This window comes from Blautia sp. MSK20_18, from assembly GCF_020553125.1.
Lineage (GTDB): Bacteria > Bacillota > Clostridia > Lachnospirales > Lachnospiraceae > Blautia_A > Blautia_A fusiformis.
Window position 1 is genome coordinate 35,209 of record NZ_JAJCGR010000001.1, and the last position, 17,552, is coordinate 52,760.

Annotated in this window: 16 protein-coding genes; 14 read left to right on the forward strand and 2 right to left on the reverse strand. The window is 45.9% G+C overall.

Features of this window, described 5'->3' with window-relative positions; translation table 11 throughout:
• Positions 1 to 1,698, forward strand: a complete 1,698-nt coding sequence (locus tag LI091_RS00170; RefSeq protein ID WP_015525283.1) for a [FeFe] hydrogenase, group A — start codon at positions 1 to 3, stop codon at positions 1,696 to 1,698.
• 145 nt (positions 1,699 to 1,843) lie between these two features.
• The gene (gene spoIVA, locus LI091_RS00175; RefSeq protein WP_022426914.1) at positions 1,844 to 3,313 is read left to right on the forward strand and encodes a stage IV sporulation protein A; all 1,470 of its coding nucleotides are present in this window, start codon (positions 1,844 to 1,846) and stop codon (positions 3,311 to 3,313) included.
• Positions 3,314 to 3,349: 36 nt separating this feature from the next.
• Here the strand turns inward: spoIVA and LI091_RS00180 are convergent, their stop codons facing one another.
• The gene (locus tag LI091_RS00180) at positions 3,350 to 3,511 is read right to left on the reverse strand and encodes a hypothetical protein (protein WP_015525281.1); all 162 of its coding nucleotides are present in this window, start codon (positions 3,509 to 3,511) and stop codon (positions 3,350 to 3,352) included.
• Between the two features lie 140 nt (positions 3,512 to 3,651).
• Here LI091_RS00180 and LI091_RS00185 point away from each other — a divergent pair, with 140 nt between their 5' ends.
• From LI091_RS00185 to LI091_RS00220, 8 genes are all read left to right on the forward strand, one after another.
• On the forward strand, positions 3,652 to 4,482 hold the full coding sequence (locus LI091_RS00185; protein ID WP_195656465.1) for a transglutaminase domain-containing protein: 831 nt from the start codon (positions 3,652 to 3,654) through the stop codon (positions 4,480 to 4,482).
• A gap of 16 nt (positions 4,483 to 4,498) precedes the next feature.
• Positions 4,499 to 5,161, forward strand: a complete 663-nt coding sequence (locus LI091_RS00190; protein ID WP_129975026.1) for a hypothetical protein — start codon at positions 4,499 to 4,501, stop codon at positions 5,159 to 5,161.
• 132 nt (positions 5,162 to 5,293) lie between these two features.
• Positions 5,294 to 6,586 carry an MBOAT family O-acyltransferase gene (locus LI091_RS00195; protein ID WP_320442561.1) on the forward strand — a complete coding sequence of 431 codons (1,293 nt, stop codon included), beginning with the start codon at positions 5,294 to 5,296 and terminating at the stop codon, positions 6,584 to 6,586.
• Positions 6,587 to 6,601: 15 nt separating this feature from the next.
• Positions 6,602 to 7,999 (forward strand): alginate O-acetyltransferase AlgX-related protein, encoded by a 1,398-nt coding sequence (locus tag LI091_RS00200; protein WP_195656467.1) that lies wholly within the window; start codon positions 6,602 to 6,604, stop codon positions 7,997 to 7,999.
• A 15-nt stretch (positions 8,000 to 8,014) separates the two neighbouring features.
• Positions 8,015 to 9,004, forward strand: a complete 990-nt coding sequence (locus LI091_RS00205; RefSeq protein ID WP_195656468.1) for an SH3 domain-containing protein — start codon at positions 8,015 to 8,017, stop codon at positions 9,002 to 9,004.
• 28 nt (positions 9,005 to 9,032) lie between these two features.
• Positions 9,033 to 9,992 (forward strand): transglutaminase-like domain-containing protein, encoded by a 960-nt coding sequence (locus LI091_RS00210; RefSeq protein ID WP_195656469.1) that lies wholly within the window; start codon positions 9,033 to 9,035, stop codon positions 9,990 to 9,992.
• A gap of 146 nt (positions 9,993 to 10,138) precedes the next feature.
• Positions 10,139 to 10,963, forward strand: a complete 825-nt coding sequence (locus LI091_RS00215) for a S8 family peptidase (RefSeq protein WP_015525272.1) — start codon at positions 10,139 to 10,141, stop codon at positions 10,961 to 10,963.
• A 163-nt stretch (positions 10,964 to 11,126) separates the two neighbouring features.
• Positions 11,127 to 12,338: an NADP-dependent isocitrate dehydrogenase gene (locus tag LI091_RS00220; RefSeq protein ID WP_015525271.1), complete on the forward strand. Its 1,212-nt coding sequence runs from the start codon at positions 11,127 to 11,129 to the stop codon at positions 12,336 to 12,338.
• Between the two features lie 122 nt (positions 12,339 to 12,460).
• Here LI091_RS00220 and LI091_RS00225 read toward each other — a convergent pair whose 3' ends face one another.
• On the reverse strand, positions 12,461 to 13,258 hold the full coding sequence (locus tag LI091_RS00225) for a sirohydrochlorin cobaltochelatase (protein WP_110103277.1): 798 nt from the start codon (positions 13,256 to 13,258) through the stop codon (positions 12,461 to 12,463).
• 201 nt (positions 13,259 to 13,459) lie between these two features.
• On the opposite strand from LI091_RS00225, the gene hemA reads away from it, so the two are divergent.
• The 4 genes from hemA to cobA are packed head-to-tail and all read left to right on the forward strand — an operon-like array spanning position 13,460 to position 17,552.
• Positions 13,460 to 14,689 (forward strand): glutamyl-tRNA reductase, encoded by a 1,230-nt coding sequence (gene hemA / locus LI091_RS00230; RefSeq protein WP_015525268.1) that lies wholly within the window; start codon positions 13,460 to 13,462, stop codon positions 14,687 to 14,689.
• A complete protein-coding gene (locus LI091_RS00235) occupies positions 14,679 to 15,170 on the forward strand; it encodes a precorrin-2 dehydrogenase/sirohydrochlorin ferrochelatase family protein (protein WP_015525267.1) in 492 nt (163 codons plus the stop codon). The genes hemA and LI091_RS00235 overlap by 11 nt, the downstream gene beginning before the upstream one ends.
• Positions 15,157 to 16,050, forward strand: a complete 894-nt coding sequence (gene hemC / locus LI091_RS00240) for a hydroxymethylbilane synthase (RefSeq protein WP_334297694.1) — start codon at positions 15,157 to 15,159, stop codon at positions 16,048 to 16,050. The genes LI091_RS00235 and hemC overlap by 14 nt, the downstream gene beginning before the upstream one ends.
• Positions 16,047 to 17,552, forward strand: a complete 1,506-nt coding sequence (gene cobA / locus LI091_RS00245) for a uroporphyrinogen-III C-methyltransferase (RefSeq protein WP_015525264.1) — start codon at positions 16,047 to 16,049, stop codon at positions 17,550 to 17,552. The genes hemC and cobA overlap by 4 nt, the downstream gene beginning before the upstream one ends.

Genomic DNA, 17,552 nt, shown 5'->3' on the forward strand with positions numbered 1-17,552 from the left:
ATGGGTACAATGACAATTGACGGAAGAAAAGTAGAATTTACTGACGAAAAAAATGTCCTGACAGTCATCAGGAATGCCGGTATCAATATCCCCACACTGTGCTATCATTCAGAGGTTTCCACCTTTGGTGCCTGTCGTCTCTGTACAGTTGAGGATGACAGAGGCAAAACATTTGCCTCCTGTTCCGAGCAGCCGAGAGACGGAATGGTTATCTATACCAACTCCGGTCGTATTAAGAAATATCGTAAACTGATCGTGGAGCTGCTTCTTGCAGCACATTGCCGTGACTGTACAACCTGTGTAAAGAGCGGCGAATGTATCCTGCAGGAGCTGGCACATCGCCTTGGCGTGCGGGATATCCGTTTTGAAAATACAAGAGAACAGCACGAGATCGATGACAGTTCACCGTCCATCATCCGTGATCCGAACAAATGTATCCTCTGCGGCAACTGTGTACGTGCCTGCGAGGAACTTCAGGGAATCGGAGCTCTTGGATTCGCATTCCGTGGAACAGAGGCCATGGTTATGCCTGCATTCAATAAAAAGATTGCTGAGACACAGTGTGTAAACTGTGGTCAGTGCCGTGTTTACTGTCCGACAGGAGCCATCTCCATTCGTACACATATGGATGAGGTTTGGGATGCACTTGCGGACAAGGATACCCGTGTGGTTGCCCAGATCGCGCCGGCAGTCCGTGTAGCAGTTGGTGATCACTACGGCCTCACAAAGGGCAGGAGCGTTATGGGCAAGATCGTCAACGCACTCCACAGAATGGGCTTTGATGAAGTATACGATACCACATTCAGCGCCGATCTTACTATTATGGAAGAGACCAAGGAGTTCCTAAACAGAGTGGAGAAGGGTGAGAACCTTCCGCTTCTGACCTCCTGCTGTCCTGCATGGGTGAAGTTCATCACAGATCAGTATAAGGAATATGTTCCGAACATTTCTACCTGCCGTTCCCCACAGGGAATGATGTCTGCGGTTATCAAGGAATACTTCCGTGATCCGGAGCATGCAGCAGGCAAGAAGACCGTTATGGTTTCCATTATGCCATGTACAGCCAAGAAGGCAGAGGCAATCCGCCCGAACAGCTTTACCGATGGCGAGCAGGATACCGATATCGTTATCACAACCACAGAGCTTCTCCGCATGATCGATAACTTTGGTCTTGATTTTGCAACACTGGATCCGGAAGCATGCGATATGCCGTTTGGATTTGGTTCCGGCGGTGGCGTTATCTTCGGTGTTACCGGTGGTGTTACCGAGGCAGTTCTTCGAAGACTGAGCCCGGATCACAGCAAGGAAGCCATGCATGAGATTGCAGAGTGCGGTGTTCGTGGTGAAGAGGGAATCAAGGAATTTACCGTACCGTACAAGGGAATGGATATCAATGTATGTGTTGCCAGCGGCCTTGCAAATGCAAGAACCGTTATGGAACGTGTGAAGAACGGTGAGGCAAACTATCATCTGATCGAGGTTATGGCATGCCGCCGTGGATGTATTATGGGTGGAGGTCAGCCGACCAGATCCGGTGACAGAACCAAGGCAGCCAGAGCAAGAGGTTTGTACAATGCAGACAATACCATGATCATCAAGAAATCCGATGAGAACCCACTGGTTCTGGAGCTTTATGAGGGACTCCTCAAAGGCAAAGAGCATCATCTGCTTCACAATGAGTTCTATATCAAAGACTGATATGAGGAATACAAAGAGCTGCTGTTCCCGGTGAACAGCAGCATATAAGAAGCCTTCCGGGCATATACTGTGGTATGCGGGAACTGTCTTTTTTAAGACGTTTCCCGGAACTTACAGGCCAGTATATGCAGGGAGGCTTTTTTATATGGAAAACTTTCAGGTTTACCGTGATATCCAGGCGCGGACGGGCGGGGATATCTACATAGGGGTTGTGGGACCGGTCCGTACAGGAAAATCCACATTCATCCGGAGATTTATGGAGCTGATAGCACTGCCATCGATCAGCGAGGGAAAAAGAGCAGAACTTCAGGATGAACTGCCATTAAGCGGTGCCGGAAAAATGATCACCACCGTAGAACCCAAATTTATTCCAAAAGAAGCAGTGGAAGTATCCATAGGGGAAAACCAGAAAATCCGGGTAAAACTCATTGACTGTGTAGGCTTTCTGGTAAAGGATGCATCCGGAAATGTGGAAGAAGGCAGGGAGCGGATGGTCAAAACTCCCTGGCAGGAAAAAGCAATCCCGTTCCATGATGCAGCCCGCATTGGAACGGAAAAAGTGATCAGCCAGCATTCCACCATTGGGATTGTAGTCACAACAGACGGAAGTTTCGGGGAGATTCCCAGAGAAAATTTTATCCCGGCAGAGGAACAGACCATAAAAGAGCTGAAAGTCCAGGGAAAACCCTTTCTGATCCTGGTAAACTCCCAGACTCCCTACAGTGAGGAAACCGGAAAAACTGTAAAACATCTGGAAGAGAAATTTGGAGTATCCGTTCTGGCAGTCAACTGTGAACAGCTTCGAAAAGAGGATGTGACCAGAATCCTGGAGAAGATCCTTTATGAATTCCCGGTCAGTGAGATAGAGCTTTTTGTTCCCAGATGGGTGGAGATGCTTTCTCCGGAACATGAGGTAAAGGCGGCTCTGTTAAATGAGATTCGGGAAAAGATGACCAGACTTACTCATGTGCGTGATGTAAGCAGAGAATCAGTATATCTGGAAAGTCCATATGTGGAAGATACATTGCTTGAGCAGGTCAGTCTTTCCGATGGAAAAGTCCGTATCCGGATCGCAGTAAAAGACATTTATTATTATCAGATGCTCAGTGAAATGAGCGGGATATCCATGGAAAGCGAATATGAACTGATCCAGACCATAAAAGAGCTTGCCGGTATGAAGGAACAATTTGTAAAAGTCCAGGCTGCCCTGGAAGCGGTAAAAGGAACGGGGTATGGGGTTGTGGTGCCTGAGCTTTCCGAGATCACTATTGAGGAACCTGAGGTGATCCGTCAGGGAAATAAATTCGGAGTAAAGATCCGGTCAAAAAGTCCGTCCATTCATATGATCCGGGCGGGAATCGAAACGGAGATCGCTCCGATCGTTGGTACAGAACAGCAGGCGGAGGACCTGATAAAGTATATCAGAGAAAGCCCGGAGCGAGGGGAAAGTATCTGGGAGACCAATATTTTCGGAAAATCCATCCAGCAGCTGGTGGAAGACGGAATCCGGAACAAGCTGGCCATGATCAGCGAAGAAAGTCAGGTGAAGCTTCAGGATACTATGAAGAAGATCGTAAATGACAGCAAAGGCGGACTGGTGTGTATCATCATATGAATGGAGAATAGAATTGCAAAGCAAAAAGGACGTTCTTCAGCAGACGTCCTTTTTTTGATGTTGTTTTTTCCATTCTGCGATAAACTGAAGCTGTTCCTGGTCAGATAGTTCCTGGGAAGCGGCGTCATTTCCTGCAGCGGCACAGCAGAAAAGAACAAAGATCTGGAGTCCGAAGAATACAAGAAAAAAGAGAAGCATAGAAAAACCTCCTTTATTTTTCAGATATGTTAAGTATTGGAGGAGATAATGTATTTTATACATTATATTGCAAGAAAATCAGAGCAATGCTATAATTATCACCGGGTATGAAGATTTTTAAAACAGGAGGAAAAGAAACCATGAAAAAGAGAAGATTCGCACAGCTTGTTCTCATGATTACGATGCTGTTTTGCCTGACATTTGGCACAGTGTGTGCGCAGGCGGCAACAACAGCAACCACAACAACCGCAAAAGCAGCTGTTAAAAATGGCTGGAAAAAAGAGGGCGGTCAGTATTATTACTACATCAAAGGTAAAAAAGTTACCAACAAATTAAAAAAGATCAATGGTGCGATATATTATTTAGGCTCGAATGGTGCAAGAAAGACCGGATGGTATACAGTAAAATCCGGAAATACCTACAAAACCATGCAGTTTGCTTCCAACGGAAAATACACTGGGAAATCCAAAAAAGCAAATGTAGAACTGATCAAGATGACAGATTCAGTGCTTCGCAGCCAGAAGATTTCTGCAAGTCTGACTACAACTGCGCAGAAAAAAACGGCTCTTCAGAAATTGTTTAACTGTTCCAAAAAATACGGATATATGAGAATGAAGGGCTTTGACGGAAAACCTTTGCAGTTTACAAAAGGTAAAAGCCAGATGTTTGCATATCTGACCATGGGAATGGAAAAAGGAAACTGCTACGGTGTTGCATCAGCCTTTGCAGTACAGGCTAAACGTGCAACAGGACTTCCGGTCCGTGTATGCTGGGGAAAAAGTAATGTATTTAATAAAAATAAATGGCAGCCACATGGATGGACAGAGATCAAGATCGGAAATACCTGGTATACATTTGATGCAAATGCAGCAGGAAACAAATCCAGAAAAGATGTTAAATATTATATGCAGAAATCTTCATCCATGAAAAAATACTATAAAACTGAAGGAAGAGAAGATATCGTTCTCTAAAGAACAGGAGCAGATCATGAAAAAGTGGACAAAGAAGATCCTGGCAGCAGTACTTTGTCTGATGATGCTCCAGATGCCGGCAGCTGAACCGCTTATTGCGGTTCAGACTGTACAGGCAGCATCTACAGCCAAGGCAGCCAAGGTAAAAAACGGTCTCAAAAAAGAGGGCGGACAATACTACTATTATGTGAAGGGAAAAAAAGTAAAGAATACATGGAAAACCGTGACTGTCGCTAATAAGACTACCGGCAAAAAAATGACATACAGATACTATTTTTCCAACACCGGAAAGGCTTATAAAGGTGGAACATTCTTCGGGGAGAACTATCTCCTTGTAAAAAAGATCGGCGGGAAATACTATGGATTTAACCGGTATGCACAGATGGTAAAAGGCGTTTATTATTCCGCATATGGACAGTCCAGAGCCGGATTTTATGCTTTTAATACAAAAACCGGTGTATACGATGCCAGAACATCTTCAAGATTAAGGAAAGCATTTGTAAGAGAAAAGAGTTCTGCAGCACTGCGGAAAGCCCTTGGCAGACCTCTTCGTACCAGAAAGACAGATGGCTGTTATGGTGACGGACAGGAATATCTGTTGGAATACACAAGATTCTGGGTCAATACATACAAAGACAAAAAAGGGAAGGAAATCGTACTGGACGTGATCAGCAAATAAGATTCGCCAGACCGATAAATAAATATAATTATGGTTTTCAGTTCAATGGTATTTCTGTGTGTATTTCTTCCGGCTGCTTTTTGTCTGCATCTCCTTTTACCTGGGATGCGGGCCAAAAATTTTTTGCTTGTAGTGGCAAGTCTGGTCTTTTATGCATACGGAGAACCGATTTATGTAATATTACTGGTTGCTTCATCGGCGGGCAACTATATTTTAGCGCGCCTGACAGGGGAATGTCCGAAGATCCGTAAGCTCACAATGACATTGGCTGTGGTGATAAATCTCGGTCTTCTTGTGATCTTTAAATATTCCGGATTTCTGGTGGAGACATTTAATTCTATTACCGGTGCCGGAATTCCGGTTCCGCAGGTCCGGATGCCGGTCGGAATATCGTTTTTTACTTTTCAGGCACTTTCCTACGTGATCGATGTTTATCGGGGAGATGCTTCGGTTCAGAAGAATTTCGGAAAGGTGCTTCTGTATATCTCGTTTTTCCCACAGCTGATCGCGGGACCTATCGTTAAGTATCATGATGTGGAGGCGGAGATCAATAATCGTAAGCAGACGCCGGAGGAAATCGGAAAAGGAATCCGGCGTTTCATTGCAGGTTTGAGCAAAAAGGTTCTTATCGCCAATACAATGGGACTTGTGGCGGATAATCTCTTTGGTGCGGCAGCAACCGGAATCACCGGTCCGGGTGCTTGGCTGGGCGCAGTTTCCTATATGCTGCAGATCTATTTTGATTTCAGCGGCTACAGTGATATGGCGCTGGGACTCGGAATGATGTTTGGATTTCATTTCCATGAGAATTTTGATTATCCTTATATTTCTGCCAGTATCCGTGAATTCTGGAGAAGATGGCATATGTCTCTTTCAGGATGGTTTAAGGAATATCTGTATATTCCGTTAGGGGGAAACCGCAGAGGGAAATTCCGTACAGTGGTCAATAAAATGATCGTTTTTGTGTGTACAGGTATCTGGCATGGTGCCTCCTTTAATTTTCTGTTCTGGGGAATTTATCATGGCTTTTTCCTGATGCTGGAAGAGTATATCCCATTTATCGGGAAAAAGGGCGGAAAGCTCAAGAGCTTTTTTCAGCATGTCTATGCACTTCTGGTAGTTTGTGTTGGCTTTGTGTTTTTCCGTGCGGACACTATGAAGCAGGGATGCTTCTGGATCAGAGAAATGTTTACGGATTTTGGATGGAAGGCTTCCGCAATGAGCCTTACACTGCAGCAGCTGACACCGGTATATCTTGTAACGCTGGCAGCGGCACTGGTCGCAGCAGTTCCGGTAAACAGCATGCTGAAAAAGTATAAATGGTATGAAGGCTTTAACTATGTATTAAGTCTGGCTGGTTTTGCGCTTTGTGTATTGAGCCTTGCCGGCGGAACCTATAATCCGTTCATCTATTTTCGATTTTAAGAGGAGGCAGAAAACATGAAAAAATTGCAGGTGCTTTATATTACTGCATTTTTTGCAGCTTGTCTTGTGCCATCTCTGGGGATGGCGGTGACAAAGCAGGAAGCATCGTCTGAAAACCGAAGACTGGCTGAGTTTCCTGAACTGAAAAAAGAAAACGAGATCAATACCCGTTGGCTGCCGGAAGCAGGCGAATATTTTCAGGAACATTTTGCGTTTCGAAATGAGCTTGTAACGGCAAATGCCCTTTTGAACGGGAAGATTTTCGGAGTATCTACTGCAGATGGTGTGATCCAGGGAACCGATAACTGGCTTTATTATAAGGATTCGCTGGAGGATTATCTTGGAGAGGAGCTTCTTTCCGAGAGAAGCCTTTTTAATATTGCACATACATTGGCCATGATGCAGGAGACATTGAATGAAAAAGGTGTGCAGTTTCTTTTTACTGTGGCACCTAATAAAAACTCACTCTATGGAGAGAACATGCCGTACTATGACAGCCTGAAGGTATCATCGGACAAAAACCTTGTTAATCTTCAGAAATATCTCAGGCAGGAGCAGGTTTCTTACGGAGATCTGTATGAAACTCTTTCAGAAGAGAAAGAAGTTCTTTATCACAAAAGAGATTCACACTGGAACAACAAGGGTGCTGCAGTTGCGGCGGATACATTGCTGTCTTCTCTGAAAAAGGAGCATGTTTCCTATAAGGAGGAACCCTATACTATAAAAACAGATTTCACAGGAGATCTGGATGAGATGCTGTATCCTCTTGCAACGACACCGGAAGAGGAAGTTTATTATGACAGACAGACAACATTTGCCTATGTGGGAGAAGTGGTAAGTAATTTTGATCCGAAGATCACAACGGTAAATCCTGTGAAGGAAGGAAGTCTGGTCATGTTCCGTGATTCTTTTGGTAATGCACTGCTTCCGTTTATGGCAGATGCTTATTCCAGTGCGTATTTTTCCAGAGGAGTACCTTACCAGATGAGTGAAGTGGATGAGAAGAATGCAGATACTGTGATCGTGGAACGGGCAGAGCGTTTTCTCCCGGAAATGGCACAGTCACCGCCGATCATGGAAGGACCGGAGTGTCAGGTGAATGTTACGGAAGAAGATACGGTTCCTGCCGGTGCCGGAGCAGTTCAGTGCGAGATCCAGGGAAATCTGGAAAAGATCACAGGTTGTATTGAAGAAAAATATCTGGATACAGACAGCAGGATTTATATAAGATTGAACCATGATAAGATTTATGAAGCATTTCCGATGGATGTTTCCACAGAAGATGGAAAAACGGACAGCAGCGGTTTTTGCTTATATCTGGACCGTTCACTTCTTGCAGCAGACGGAAATCAGATCGAAATTCTTACAGGCAACAAAGATTCAGCCCGTATAATAGGCGGACTGACACTATAAAGGAGGATATAAGAAATGAGAAAAAAAACAGTACAGGTGCTTTTAGGGGCAGCATTGATCGCAGCGATGTGTCTGGGGGCACCGACAGCTGCTTTTGCAGGCGAGACAACGACAAAGGAGGAAACCGCAGAGAAAACTGGCGATAAAGATTCCGCAGAAGAAAAAGAGACCGCAGAGGATTTTCAGATCGGAGAGCTTACAGTAAAAAATCAGAGCGGACTTGAGGTGAAATCCGCAGAGCTTCAGGATGCAAAAGAGGACGACAGCAAAAAGAAAGACTCCAAGGATGCGGCAGGTCAGGATCTAGTGATCACCATGAAAGATGGTACAGAGCATACCTTCCGGAATGTGACACCGGATGACTGGAAAGAACCTGTTTTTTATAATGAGTATGAGATCCTTTATATTTCCTACACAGATGAAAAAGGAAAATCTCAGGAAGCGTTGGAAGATGCGGAGGAGACTGAGCTGGAAGAAGCTGCCACTACCTATGCAAAATCCAATGTAAATATCCGTGAAAAAGCGGATACAAAATCAAAATCCCTGAAAGTAACATCTCTTGGAACCGAGTTCAAGGTAACCGGTGTATGCCCTGGATGGCTGAAGGTTGAAGGAGATGGTGTTAAGGGATATGCGGCACATACATACTTCACTTCCAATAAAGATGAGATCGACAAGCTGGTAGCAGAGCAGAAAGCAGCTGAAGAGAAAAAAGTGGCAGAGGCAAAAGCGGCATCAGACGCACAGGCAGCAGCAGAAGCGCAGGCAGCGGCAGACGCGCAGGCAGCAGCGGACGCACAGGCAGCGGCAGACGCACAAGCAGCGGCAGACGCACAGGCAGCGGCAGAGGCACAGGCAGCAGCAGAGGCACAGGCAGCAGCAGAGGCAGCTGCAGCAGAACCTACCGAAGTTAGCCGTCAGGCCTATGATGACTGTGACGGAAGTGGTCATGGCTACTATGAGATCACCTATTCTGACGGAAGTGTGAGATACGAAGAGTATTGATTAGAATGAACGATAAGGAAAGATACGTATGAAAAGAGTAAAATTGTTTTTTATGGCGATGGTCATGCTTTTTGCGGTGCAGATCTGCACGGTTTCCGTAACCTGTGAGACGCAGGCAGCAACTACTACGGCAACTGTAAAGAAGAAAACCGGTCTCTACAGAGAAAAAGGAAAATATTACTACTACACCAAGGGCAGAAAGATCAGAAACCAATGGAAGACCGTAAAGGGAAAACGGTATTATTTCGGGCCTAAATATTATGCGTTAACTTACCATAACAAGATCGGTTCCAGGATCTATGTGTTTGATACTGCAGGACGCCTTTTGAACGGAAAGACGTCACGTATCGTAAATGTAGGAAAATATTCCTATTACGTAAATAAATATGGAAATCCTTCAAAGGGTTGGCTGTGCCTTCCGGATAGAAATCTTTACTATGCGGATTCCTGGGGACGTTTTTACAAAAACCGTACTCTGGAGGGAATCCGGTTTAACGGAAAGGGGCAGGCTGTAAAAAATGATATGCGCAGTCTGAAGCTGCATTGTATAGGCGTGGTCCAAAATATTACAAGAAGTGGAATGTCCAAAAGCCAGAAGCTGCAGGCGTGCTGGAGTTATGTGATAAATAATACCTATTATTCATCTGCCTATTATCCGAATTTAAATCAGAATGACTGGTGGAGAATGACTGCGTGGAGAACGCTTGCTACAGGAAAGGGAAACTGTTATGGCTATGCCTGTGCATTTGCTGCACTGGCAAGAGAGATCGGATATGATCCATATGTGGTATGTGGTCGTGTTCCGGGAACCAGAGATGGAGCCGGAGATGGCTTTACAAGACATAGCTGGGTGATCATAAACGGACTTCATTATGACCCGGAAGGACAGGCTAAGGGCTGGCATACCGGAGTTTATGGAAGCTACAGCTACGGAATGGACAATCAGATCCAGAAAACAGTTAATTTCCGTACAGGAAGAGGAAACTAAATAAAATATACAGCAAAGATCCCGGGGATTCAGATGTAAGATCCCGGGGTCTTTTTATATAAAACGAGTAGCGGGAAAGATGGTCGCAGAATAAGCTAAAGAAAGGTCAGCTGTCCGGCGGGAGAGCTTTGGAAAGGTATAAAAGGATGTATACAGGAAAAGGGATAGGCGTGGCGGTTCTGGATACCGGTATTTTTCCTCATATAGATTTTGGCAGCCGTATTTCCGTGTTTCGTGATTTTACAGGAGTCAGACGCAGCCCATATGATGATAACGGACATGGGACTCATGTCAGCGGGATCCTTGCAGGGGACGGAACTGCATCAGGTGGAAAATATAAAGGGGCTGCACCTGGCTGCAGTATCGCTGCTCTGAAGGTTCTGGATCGTTTCGGGAACGGAAGCAGGGAGGATGTGATGCGGGCATTTCGGTGGATCATGGAGTTTGGAAGCATTTATCATATCCGTATCGTTAATATTTCAGTGGGAACAACATCCCGGGATCATAAGGAACAGACAGATCTTCTTGAAGGAGTGGAAAAACTTTGGGATCTGGGATTTGTGGTGGTAGCTGCAGCAGGAAATCAGGGACCGGGGGCCGGCACGGTAACAGCACCGGGAAGCAGCCGGAAGATCATTACCGTAGGCTCCAGTGATATGCTGAATGGCAGAAAGGCAGTTTCCGGAAGAGGCCCTACTTTTGACTGTGTGTGCAAACCGGATCTGGTAGCGCCGGGAAGCCAGGTCATTGCCTGTGCACCGGGACTGCCGTACTCATATGGGCTCAAAAGCGGAACCTCCATGTCGACGCCTCTGGTGTCAGGAGGGATCGCCTGCCTTCTGGAAAAAGATCCCCGGCTTTCTAATGTAGAGGTAAAGATGTTGTTAAGAGAAAATGCAGAAGATATGGGACTTCCCAGAAATCAGCAGGGATGGGGAAAATTTAACTGTGAAAAACTGTTGGCAGGCTGAATTATTATACAATTCTTATAAACATAGTGTGGTAAAGCACAAAAGCGTTGACGGAACCGGAAAATATGAGTACAATGTACAGTAAAAGTGCTGAAGAAAGATTCTAAAGGAAAGAGCACCTGGAATCCGAACAGGAGAATAAACCTCAAAAGGAGAAAATAATATGGAAAAAATCAAAATGCAGACACCTTTAGTTGAGATGGACGGAGACGAGATGACACGTATCCTGTGGCAGATCATCAAGGATGAACTTCTCACACCGTATCTGGAACTGAATACAGAATATTATGATCTTGGTCTTGAGCACAGAAATGAGACAGATGATCAGGTTACCATTGATGCAGCAGAAGCAACCAAGAAATACGGAGTAGCCGTAAAATGTGCCACGATCACGCCAAACGCAGCCAGAATGGAAGAGTATGACCTGAAAAAAATGTACAAGAGTCCAAACGGAACGATCCGTGCTATTCTTGATGGAACTGTATTCCGTGCGCCGATCGTTGTAAAGGGAATCGAGCCATGTGTAAAGAATTGGGTGAAACCGATCACACTTGCACGTCATGCATATGGAGATATCTATAAGAATACAGAATTTTATATTGACAAGCCGGGAGATGCATATCTTGTATTTGAGGGCGAAGACGGAGAAGAGCGTAAGGAGCTGATCCAGCATTTTGATGGAGCAGGTGTTCTCCGTGGCATGCATAATCTTGATGATTCCGTAAAGAGCTTTGCGAGAAGCTGCTTTAATTATGCACTGGACACAAAGCAGGATGTATGGTTCGGAAGCAAGGATACCATTTCCAAAACATACGATGGAAGATTTAAAGAGATTTTCCAGCAGATCTTTGATGCAGAGTTTAAGGATAAATTTGAGGAAGCCGGCCTGACCTATTTTTACAGTCTGATCGATGATATCGTAGCCCGTGTTATGAAGGCAGAAGGCGGTTTTATCTGGGCATGCAAGAACTATGACGGAGATGTTATGAGCGACATGGTATCTTCCGCATTTGGCTCTCTTGCCATGATGACCTCTGTACTGGTATCCCCGAAGGGATATTTTGAGTATGAGGCTGCCCACGGAACAGTTCAGAGACACTATTATCGTCATCTTGAGGGAAAAGAAACATCCACAAACTCTGTTGCAACGATCTTTGCATGGACAGGAGCTCTCCGCAAGAGAGGCGAGCTGGACGGAAATGAAGCACTTGCTGATTTTGCAGGAAAACTGGAAAAAGCAACACTGGATACCATTGAAAGCGGAAAGATGACCAAGGATCTTGCACTGATCACTTCCCTGAAAGAGGTACAGGTATTGAACAGCAAAGAGTTTATCCTTGCTGTAAAGACAAAACTGGATGAACTGATGGCATAAATAACAGGAATTTCAGAATTTCAAGTAATTTCATAAAAAATAAAAAACTGCACCGGAAGATCCAGGGATGGATCACGGTGCAGTTTTTTTATGAGGGATATATATGGATCATCTGATCTCTGTCAGATCGAAGCGTTCATGGCCTGCTGTACATGTTCCACAAGGATCTGCCGGACCTGGGGATATTCGCCAAGTCCCTTCAGTACAGGGGTGACTTCATATCCTTCGGAAGAAAGACGGTTCATCCAGGAGTCCGGATCTGCACCGGCCAGATCGTTCTGTGCATGGTCGCCGGCTACGATCATGAAAGGCGCCAGCACGATCTTTTTCGGATGAAAGCTGTCGGCAGCCCGGAGAAGGGAGTCCAGGGCCGGATAGGCTTCTACAGTTCCAAGAAAAATATTTTTATGTCCGGTATCTTTAAAACGGTAATCCAAAGCAGCGTAAACCGTGTTTGCGTAGTGTTCTGTTCCATGTCCCATCAGTACAAGTGCAGTGTCCGGATCCATGTCCCGGAATTCATCTGCAACTACCCGGACGATCGCCTGGTTATCTTCTTCTGTTGTGAGAAGAGGATTTCCGAAAACAATACTGGAAAAACGGTCACGAAAAGAAAGCGCATCGGCTTTCATCTGATCATTTTCGATACCGTTGATCACATGAGTCGGCTGTACGATCACATCGGTGATACCATCCAGAAGCATCTGTTCCAGAGCCTCCTTTACCGTGTGGATCGTAAGACCGTCCCGCTTTTTCAGTTTGGCAATGATCATTTTGCTTGTCCATGCACGGTAGGTGGGACAGGCCGGGAATGCATCGGCAATATCGTGCTCGATGGCCTCGATGGTAAGCTTACGGGTGTTTTCATAGCTTGTGCCGAAACTTACTACTAGGATCGCTTTTTTTGAAGCTGAGTTCATACGGGGATTTCCTCCATCCTGATAATTATGGTGATTATGATAAACTCTTTATATTTCTCCGCTGGAATATAAAGATGATCCGCAATTTCTACCATAAGATATTATAAAAGGGAGGGCTGACATTGTCAATCGTAGTTGACTTTCCTTACGGAAATGTTTATCATTATAAAAGATTGTGGAAACAAAGGAGAAACGTAGGACATGAGTATATTCATGATTGGAATCGATCATAATATGGCACCTGTAGATGTCAGAGCGCAGTTTGCTTTTACCCGTAAAAATACCGGAGAGGCGCTGCGCAGGCTGAAAGAAGAAGCTGGGATCTGCGGGTGTATTATTCTGTCGACCTGTAACCGGCTGGAACTGTGGGTAAGTACTGCAGATGAGGAGAAGCCGGACCTGTATCAGTGGCTCTGCTCGTTGAAAGGTGTGCAGGGAGAACAATACCAGAAGTATTTTACCAGCAGAGAAAACGAAGAGGCGGTGGAACACCTGTTTTATCTTACCAGCGGACTGAAATCCCAGATCCTGGGGGAAGATCAGATCCTGACCCAGGTAAAAGATGCGTTGAGTATGTCAAGGGATGAGTTTACCACAGACAGTGTTCTGGAGGTGCTTTTCCGTATGGCGGTAACTGCAGGCAAGAAGATCAAAACGGAAGTGCCGTTTTCCCATGGAAATCCTTCTGTGATCCATCAGGCCATCCGTTTTCTGGAAGAGGGCGGTTATCATGTTCGCAATAAAGTCTGTATGGTGATCGGAAACGGTGAGATGGGGAAGATGGCTGCCCAGACACTGCGTGAAGCAGGAGCGGATGTGACGGTTACGATCCGTCAGTACAGAAGTGGTGTTGTGAGCATTCCTGTTGGATGCAGCAGGATCAATTATGGTGAGAGAATGGATTATCTGCCGGAGTGTGACCTGGTGGTCAGCGCAACAGCAAGCCCCAATTATACACTGACGGAAGAATTGTTTGAGGATGTACGTGTGGAACGACCTATGATCCTTATCGATCTGGCAGTTCCAAGAGATATTGATCCGGAGATCCGAAAAAAAGATAACATCACACTTTATGATATGGACAGCTTCCGAACCGGCGAGACACCGAAGGAACTTGCAGATAACCTAGAAGCAGCAGGAGCCATTGTGAAGGCCCAGATGAACGAATTTTTCCAGTGGCTGGAAGGTCGTGATATCATCCCGCGCATCCAGGAGATCAAAGCGGATGCTGTGGAAGATCTGAACCTGAGGATCGAAAAAATCTTCCGGAAAACTCCTATGGAGGATTCAGACAGAGAAAAACTGAAAAAAGCAGTGGATACTGCAGCCGGAAAGGTTGTGAACAAGCTGATCTTCGGGCTTCGGGACAGCCTGAACCAGGATGCTTTTCTGGAATGTGTGGAAGGACTGGAGAAACTTTATGAAGAATAAACCTTATTTCCCCATGTTTATAGACCTGTCCGATAAAAATATCGTTGTGGCAGGTGGTGGTAATATTGCTACCAGAAGAATAAAGACTCTTCTGAAATTTACAAGAAATATCACGGTAGTGGCTACAAAAGTGACCCAGGAGCTTATGGATCTTGGAAAAGCAGGAACTGTAACTTTATATATCCGTCCCGTGAAACGTTCAGACTTTGCCAACGCATATATGGTGATCGCAGCCACCAATGACTGGAAGCTGAATGATGAGATCCACCGTGTCTGTAAGGAGGAGGGCATTTATGTTAATGTAGCCTCCGACCGGGAAGCCTGTGATTTTTATTTTCCGGGCGTATATATGCGGGATGAAATGGTAGTTGGAGTTACAGCCAGCGGACTGGATCACAAAAAAGCAAAGCGTGTAAGGGAAGAGATTCAGAATGCGCTGGAAAAAGTATTGGGAGAGCAGGATGAAGATGAAGAGAGATAAGATCGTGATCGGCAGCAGAGAGAGTAAGCTTGCAGTGCTGCAGAGCGAAATGGTCCGTGACTACATAAAAGGAAAAAATCCGGATCTGGAAGTGGAAATCCTCACTATGAAAACTACCGGGGATATCATTCTGGACCGTACACTGGATAAGGTTGGCGGAAAAGGGCTTTTTGTAAAGGAGCTGGATAAAGCACTGATAGATGGAAGAAGTATTCTTTCTGTACACAGCCTGAAAGATATGCCTATGGAGGTTCCGGAGGAGCTGCCGCTTCTGGCTTTTTCCAAAAGAGAAGATCCGAGAGACGTACTGGTTCTTCCTGAGGGAGCTTCTGAACTTGATAAAAGCAAGCCCCTTGGATGCTCCAGCTTAAGGAGAACCTTACAGCTTAAAAAACTGTATCCGGATATGGATGTCAGAAGTATCCGCGGAAATCTTCAGACAAGACTCCGGAAGCTGGATGAAGGACAGTACAGTGCATTGATCCTGGCTGCTGCCGGCCTTAAGAGACTCGGACTGGGATCCAGGATCAACCGGTATTTTACAGCAGATGAGATCATTCCGGCTGCTGGTCAGGGAATCCTTGCTGTACAGGGAAGAAAAGGGGAAGCTTATGATTTCCTGGAGGGCTACTGTGATAAGGATGCCTGGACCGCGGGAAGTGCGGAGCGTGCTTTTGTAAAGCTCCTGGATGGAGGATGCTCTTCTCCGGTGGCTGCCCATGCGGAAATTCTCGGGGATGAGATCTATCTCAGAGGGCTTTATTATAATGAAAAAGACGGTTCCTATGTAACAGGAACACTGCGTGGCAATAAGGCAGATGCGGAAAGCTTAGGCAGGGAACTGGCAGAAACTCTTCGGAAAAAAGGAGAAAACAGATGAAAACAGGAAAAGTATGGCTGGTAGGAGCGGGTCCTGGCGATATCGGCCTTTTTACATTAAAAGGCCTCAAAGTGCTGGAACAGGCAGATGTGGTCGTCTATGACAGTCTGGTAGGTCAGGGAGTTCTGTCAAGAATCCCGGAAAATGCCAGGCTGATCAATGTAGGCAAACGTGCCAGTCACCATATCATGCGTCAGGAAAATATCAATCAGGTACTTCTTGAGGAGGCACAGCGGGGTCTTCGTGTGGTGCGCCTGAAAGGCGGAGATCCATTCCTCTTTGGAAGAGGAGGAGAGGAGCTGGAGCTTCTTCGGGAGAATGGGATCCCTTATGAGGTTGTTCCGGGTGTTACTTCCTCCATTGCAGTACCGGCATATAACGGGGTTCCGGTAACACACAGGGATTTCTGTTCTTCAGTCCACATCATTACAGGACATAAGAGGGCCGGAGAAGAATATGATATAGACTTCCGGGCACTTGTTGATACAAAGGGAACGCTTGTATTTCTGATGGGCGTGTCCGCACTTCCGGATATCTGCGAGGGTCTGATAGGTGCAGGAATGGAAAAGGACATGCCTGCGGCGATCCTGCAGAAGGGAACTACAGCAGGTCAGAAACGGATCGTAGCAACAGTTTCTACCCTGGAAGAAGAGGTGAAACGCCAGGGGATTGAGACACCGGCGATCATTGTGGTGGGTAAGGTATGTACACTGGCAGAGAAGTTTGGCTGGTATGAAGAACTGCCGCTTTCAGGATGGAAGGTCCTTGTCACAAGACCGAAGGAGCTTGTTTCCAGAACTGCGGACATGCTTCGTGAAAAAGGCGCGGAGGTTCTGGAGCTTCCGGCGATCCGTACTGTCCCCATGGAAGACCAGAGCCGTCTCTATAAAGCGCTGGATCACCTGGAGGAATATCAGTGGCTTGTATTTACCAGCCCTACAGGTGTAAGGGTATTTTTTGAAGAACTGATCCGCCATGGAAAAGATATCCGTGCCATGGGAAATGCCCGTCTGGCCGTGATCGGGGAAGGAACAAAAAAGGCCCTGAAGGAAAGAGGTCTGCTGGCAGATTTTGTGCCGTCGGTATATGACGGGGATACTCTTGGAAAGGAACTTTCAGAGCTTCTTTCCGGTGGAGAAAAGATACTTATCCCGCGGGCAGAAAAGGGTAATGAAAAGCTCACCGCATTTCTTGCACAGGCAGGCGCTGTGGTCGAGGATGTTCCGACTTATCAGACTCTTTACGAAAAGAGCCAGCTCATCGATGAGAAGAAGGAATTTGAAACAGGACAGATCAGCTGTGCGGTGTTTACAAGTGCCTCCACTGTGAAGGGATTTGTAGAGGGAACAAAAGGACTGGATTATTCAAAGGTTAAGGCGGCCTGCATCGGCAGACAGACGAAGGCGGCTGCTGAGAGCTTTGGAATGAAAGCATATATGTCAGAAAAAGCCACCATTGACAGTCTTGTCAAGCTGGTGGTGGATATGAAAAGGAGCGAATGA

Bases quoted from the DNA above. Each gene is read 5' to 3' on its own strand.
- LI091_RS00170 (WP_015525283.1), top strand. From the start codon at position 1: ATGGGTACAATGACAATTGACGGAAGAAAAGTAGAATTTACTGACGAA.
- spoIVA (WP_022426914.1), top strand. From the start codon at position 1,844: ATGGAAAACTTTCAGGTTTACCGTGATATCCAGGCGCGGACGGGCGGG.
- LI091_RS00180 (WP_015525281.1), bottom strand. From the start codon at position 3,511: ATGCTTCTCTTTTTTCTTGTATTCTTCGGACTCCAGATCTTTGTTCTT.
- LI091_RS00185 (WP_195656465.1), top strand. From the start codon at position 3,652: ATGAAAAAGAGAAGATTCGCACAGCTTGTTCTCATGATTACGATGCTG.
- LI091_RS00190 (WP_129975026.1), top strand. From the start codon at position 4,499: ATGAAAAAGTGGACAAAGAAGATCCTGGCAGCAGTACTTTGTCTGATG.
- LI091_RS00200 (WP_195656467.1), top strand. From the start codon at position 6,602: ATGAAAAAATTGCAGGTGCTTTATATTACTGCATTTTTTGCAGCTTGT.
- LI091_RS00205 (WP_195656468.1), top strand. From the start codon at position 8,015: ATGAGAAAAAAAACAGTACAGGTGCTTTTAGGGGCAGCATTGATCGCA.
- LI091_RS00210 (WP_195656469.1), top strand. From the start codon at position 9,033: ATGAAAAGAGTAAAATTGTTTTTTATGGCGATGGTCATGCTTTTTGCG.
- LI091_RS00215 (WP_015525272.1), top strand. From the start codon at position 10,139: ATGTATACAGGAAAAGGGATAGGCGTGGCGGTTCTGGATACCGGTATT.
- LI091_RS00220 (WP_015525271.1), top strand. From the start codon at position 11,127: ATGGAAAAAATCAAAATGCAGACACCTTTAGTTGAGATGGACGGAGAC.
- LI091_RS00225 (WP_110103277.1), bottom strand. From the start codon at position 13,258: ATGAACTCAGCTTCAAAAAAAGCGATCCTAGTAGTAAGTTTCGGCACA.
- hemA (WP_015525268.1), top strand. From the start codon at position 13,460: ATGAGTATATTCATGATTGGAATCGATCATAATATGGCACCTGTAGAT.
- LI091_RS00235 (WP_015525267.1), top strand. From the start codon at position 14,679: ATGAAGAATAAACCTTATTTCCCCATGTTTATAGACCTGTCCGATAAA.
- hemC (WP_334297694.1), top strand. From the start codon at position 15,157: ATGAAGAGAGATAAGATCGTGATCGGCAGCAGAGAGAGTAAGCTTGCA.
- cobA (WP_015525264.1), top strand. From the start codon at position 16,047: ATGAAAACAGGAAAAGTATGGCTGGTAGGAGCGGGTCCTGGCGATATC.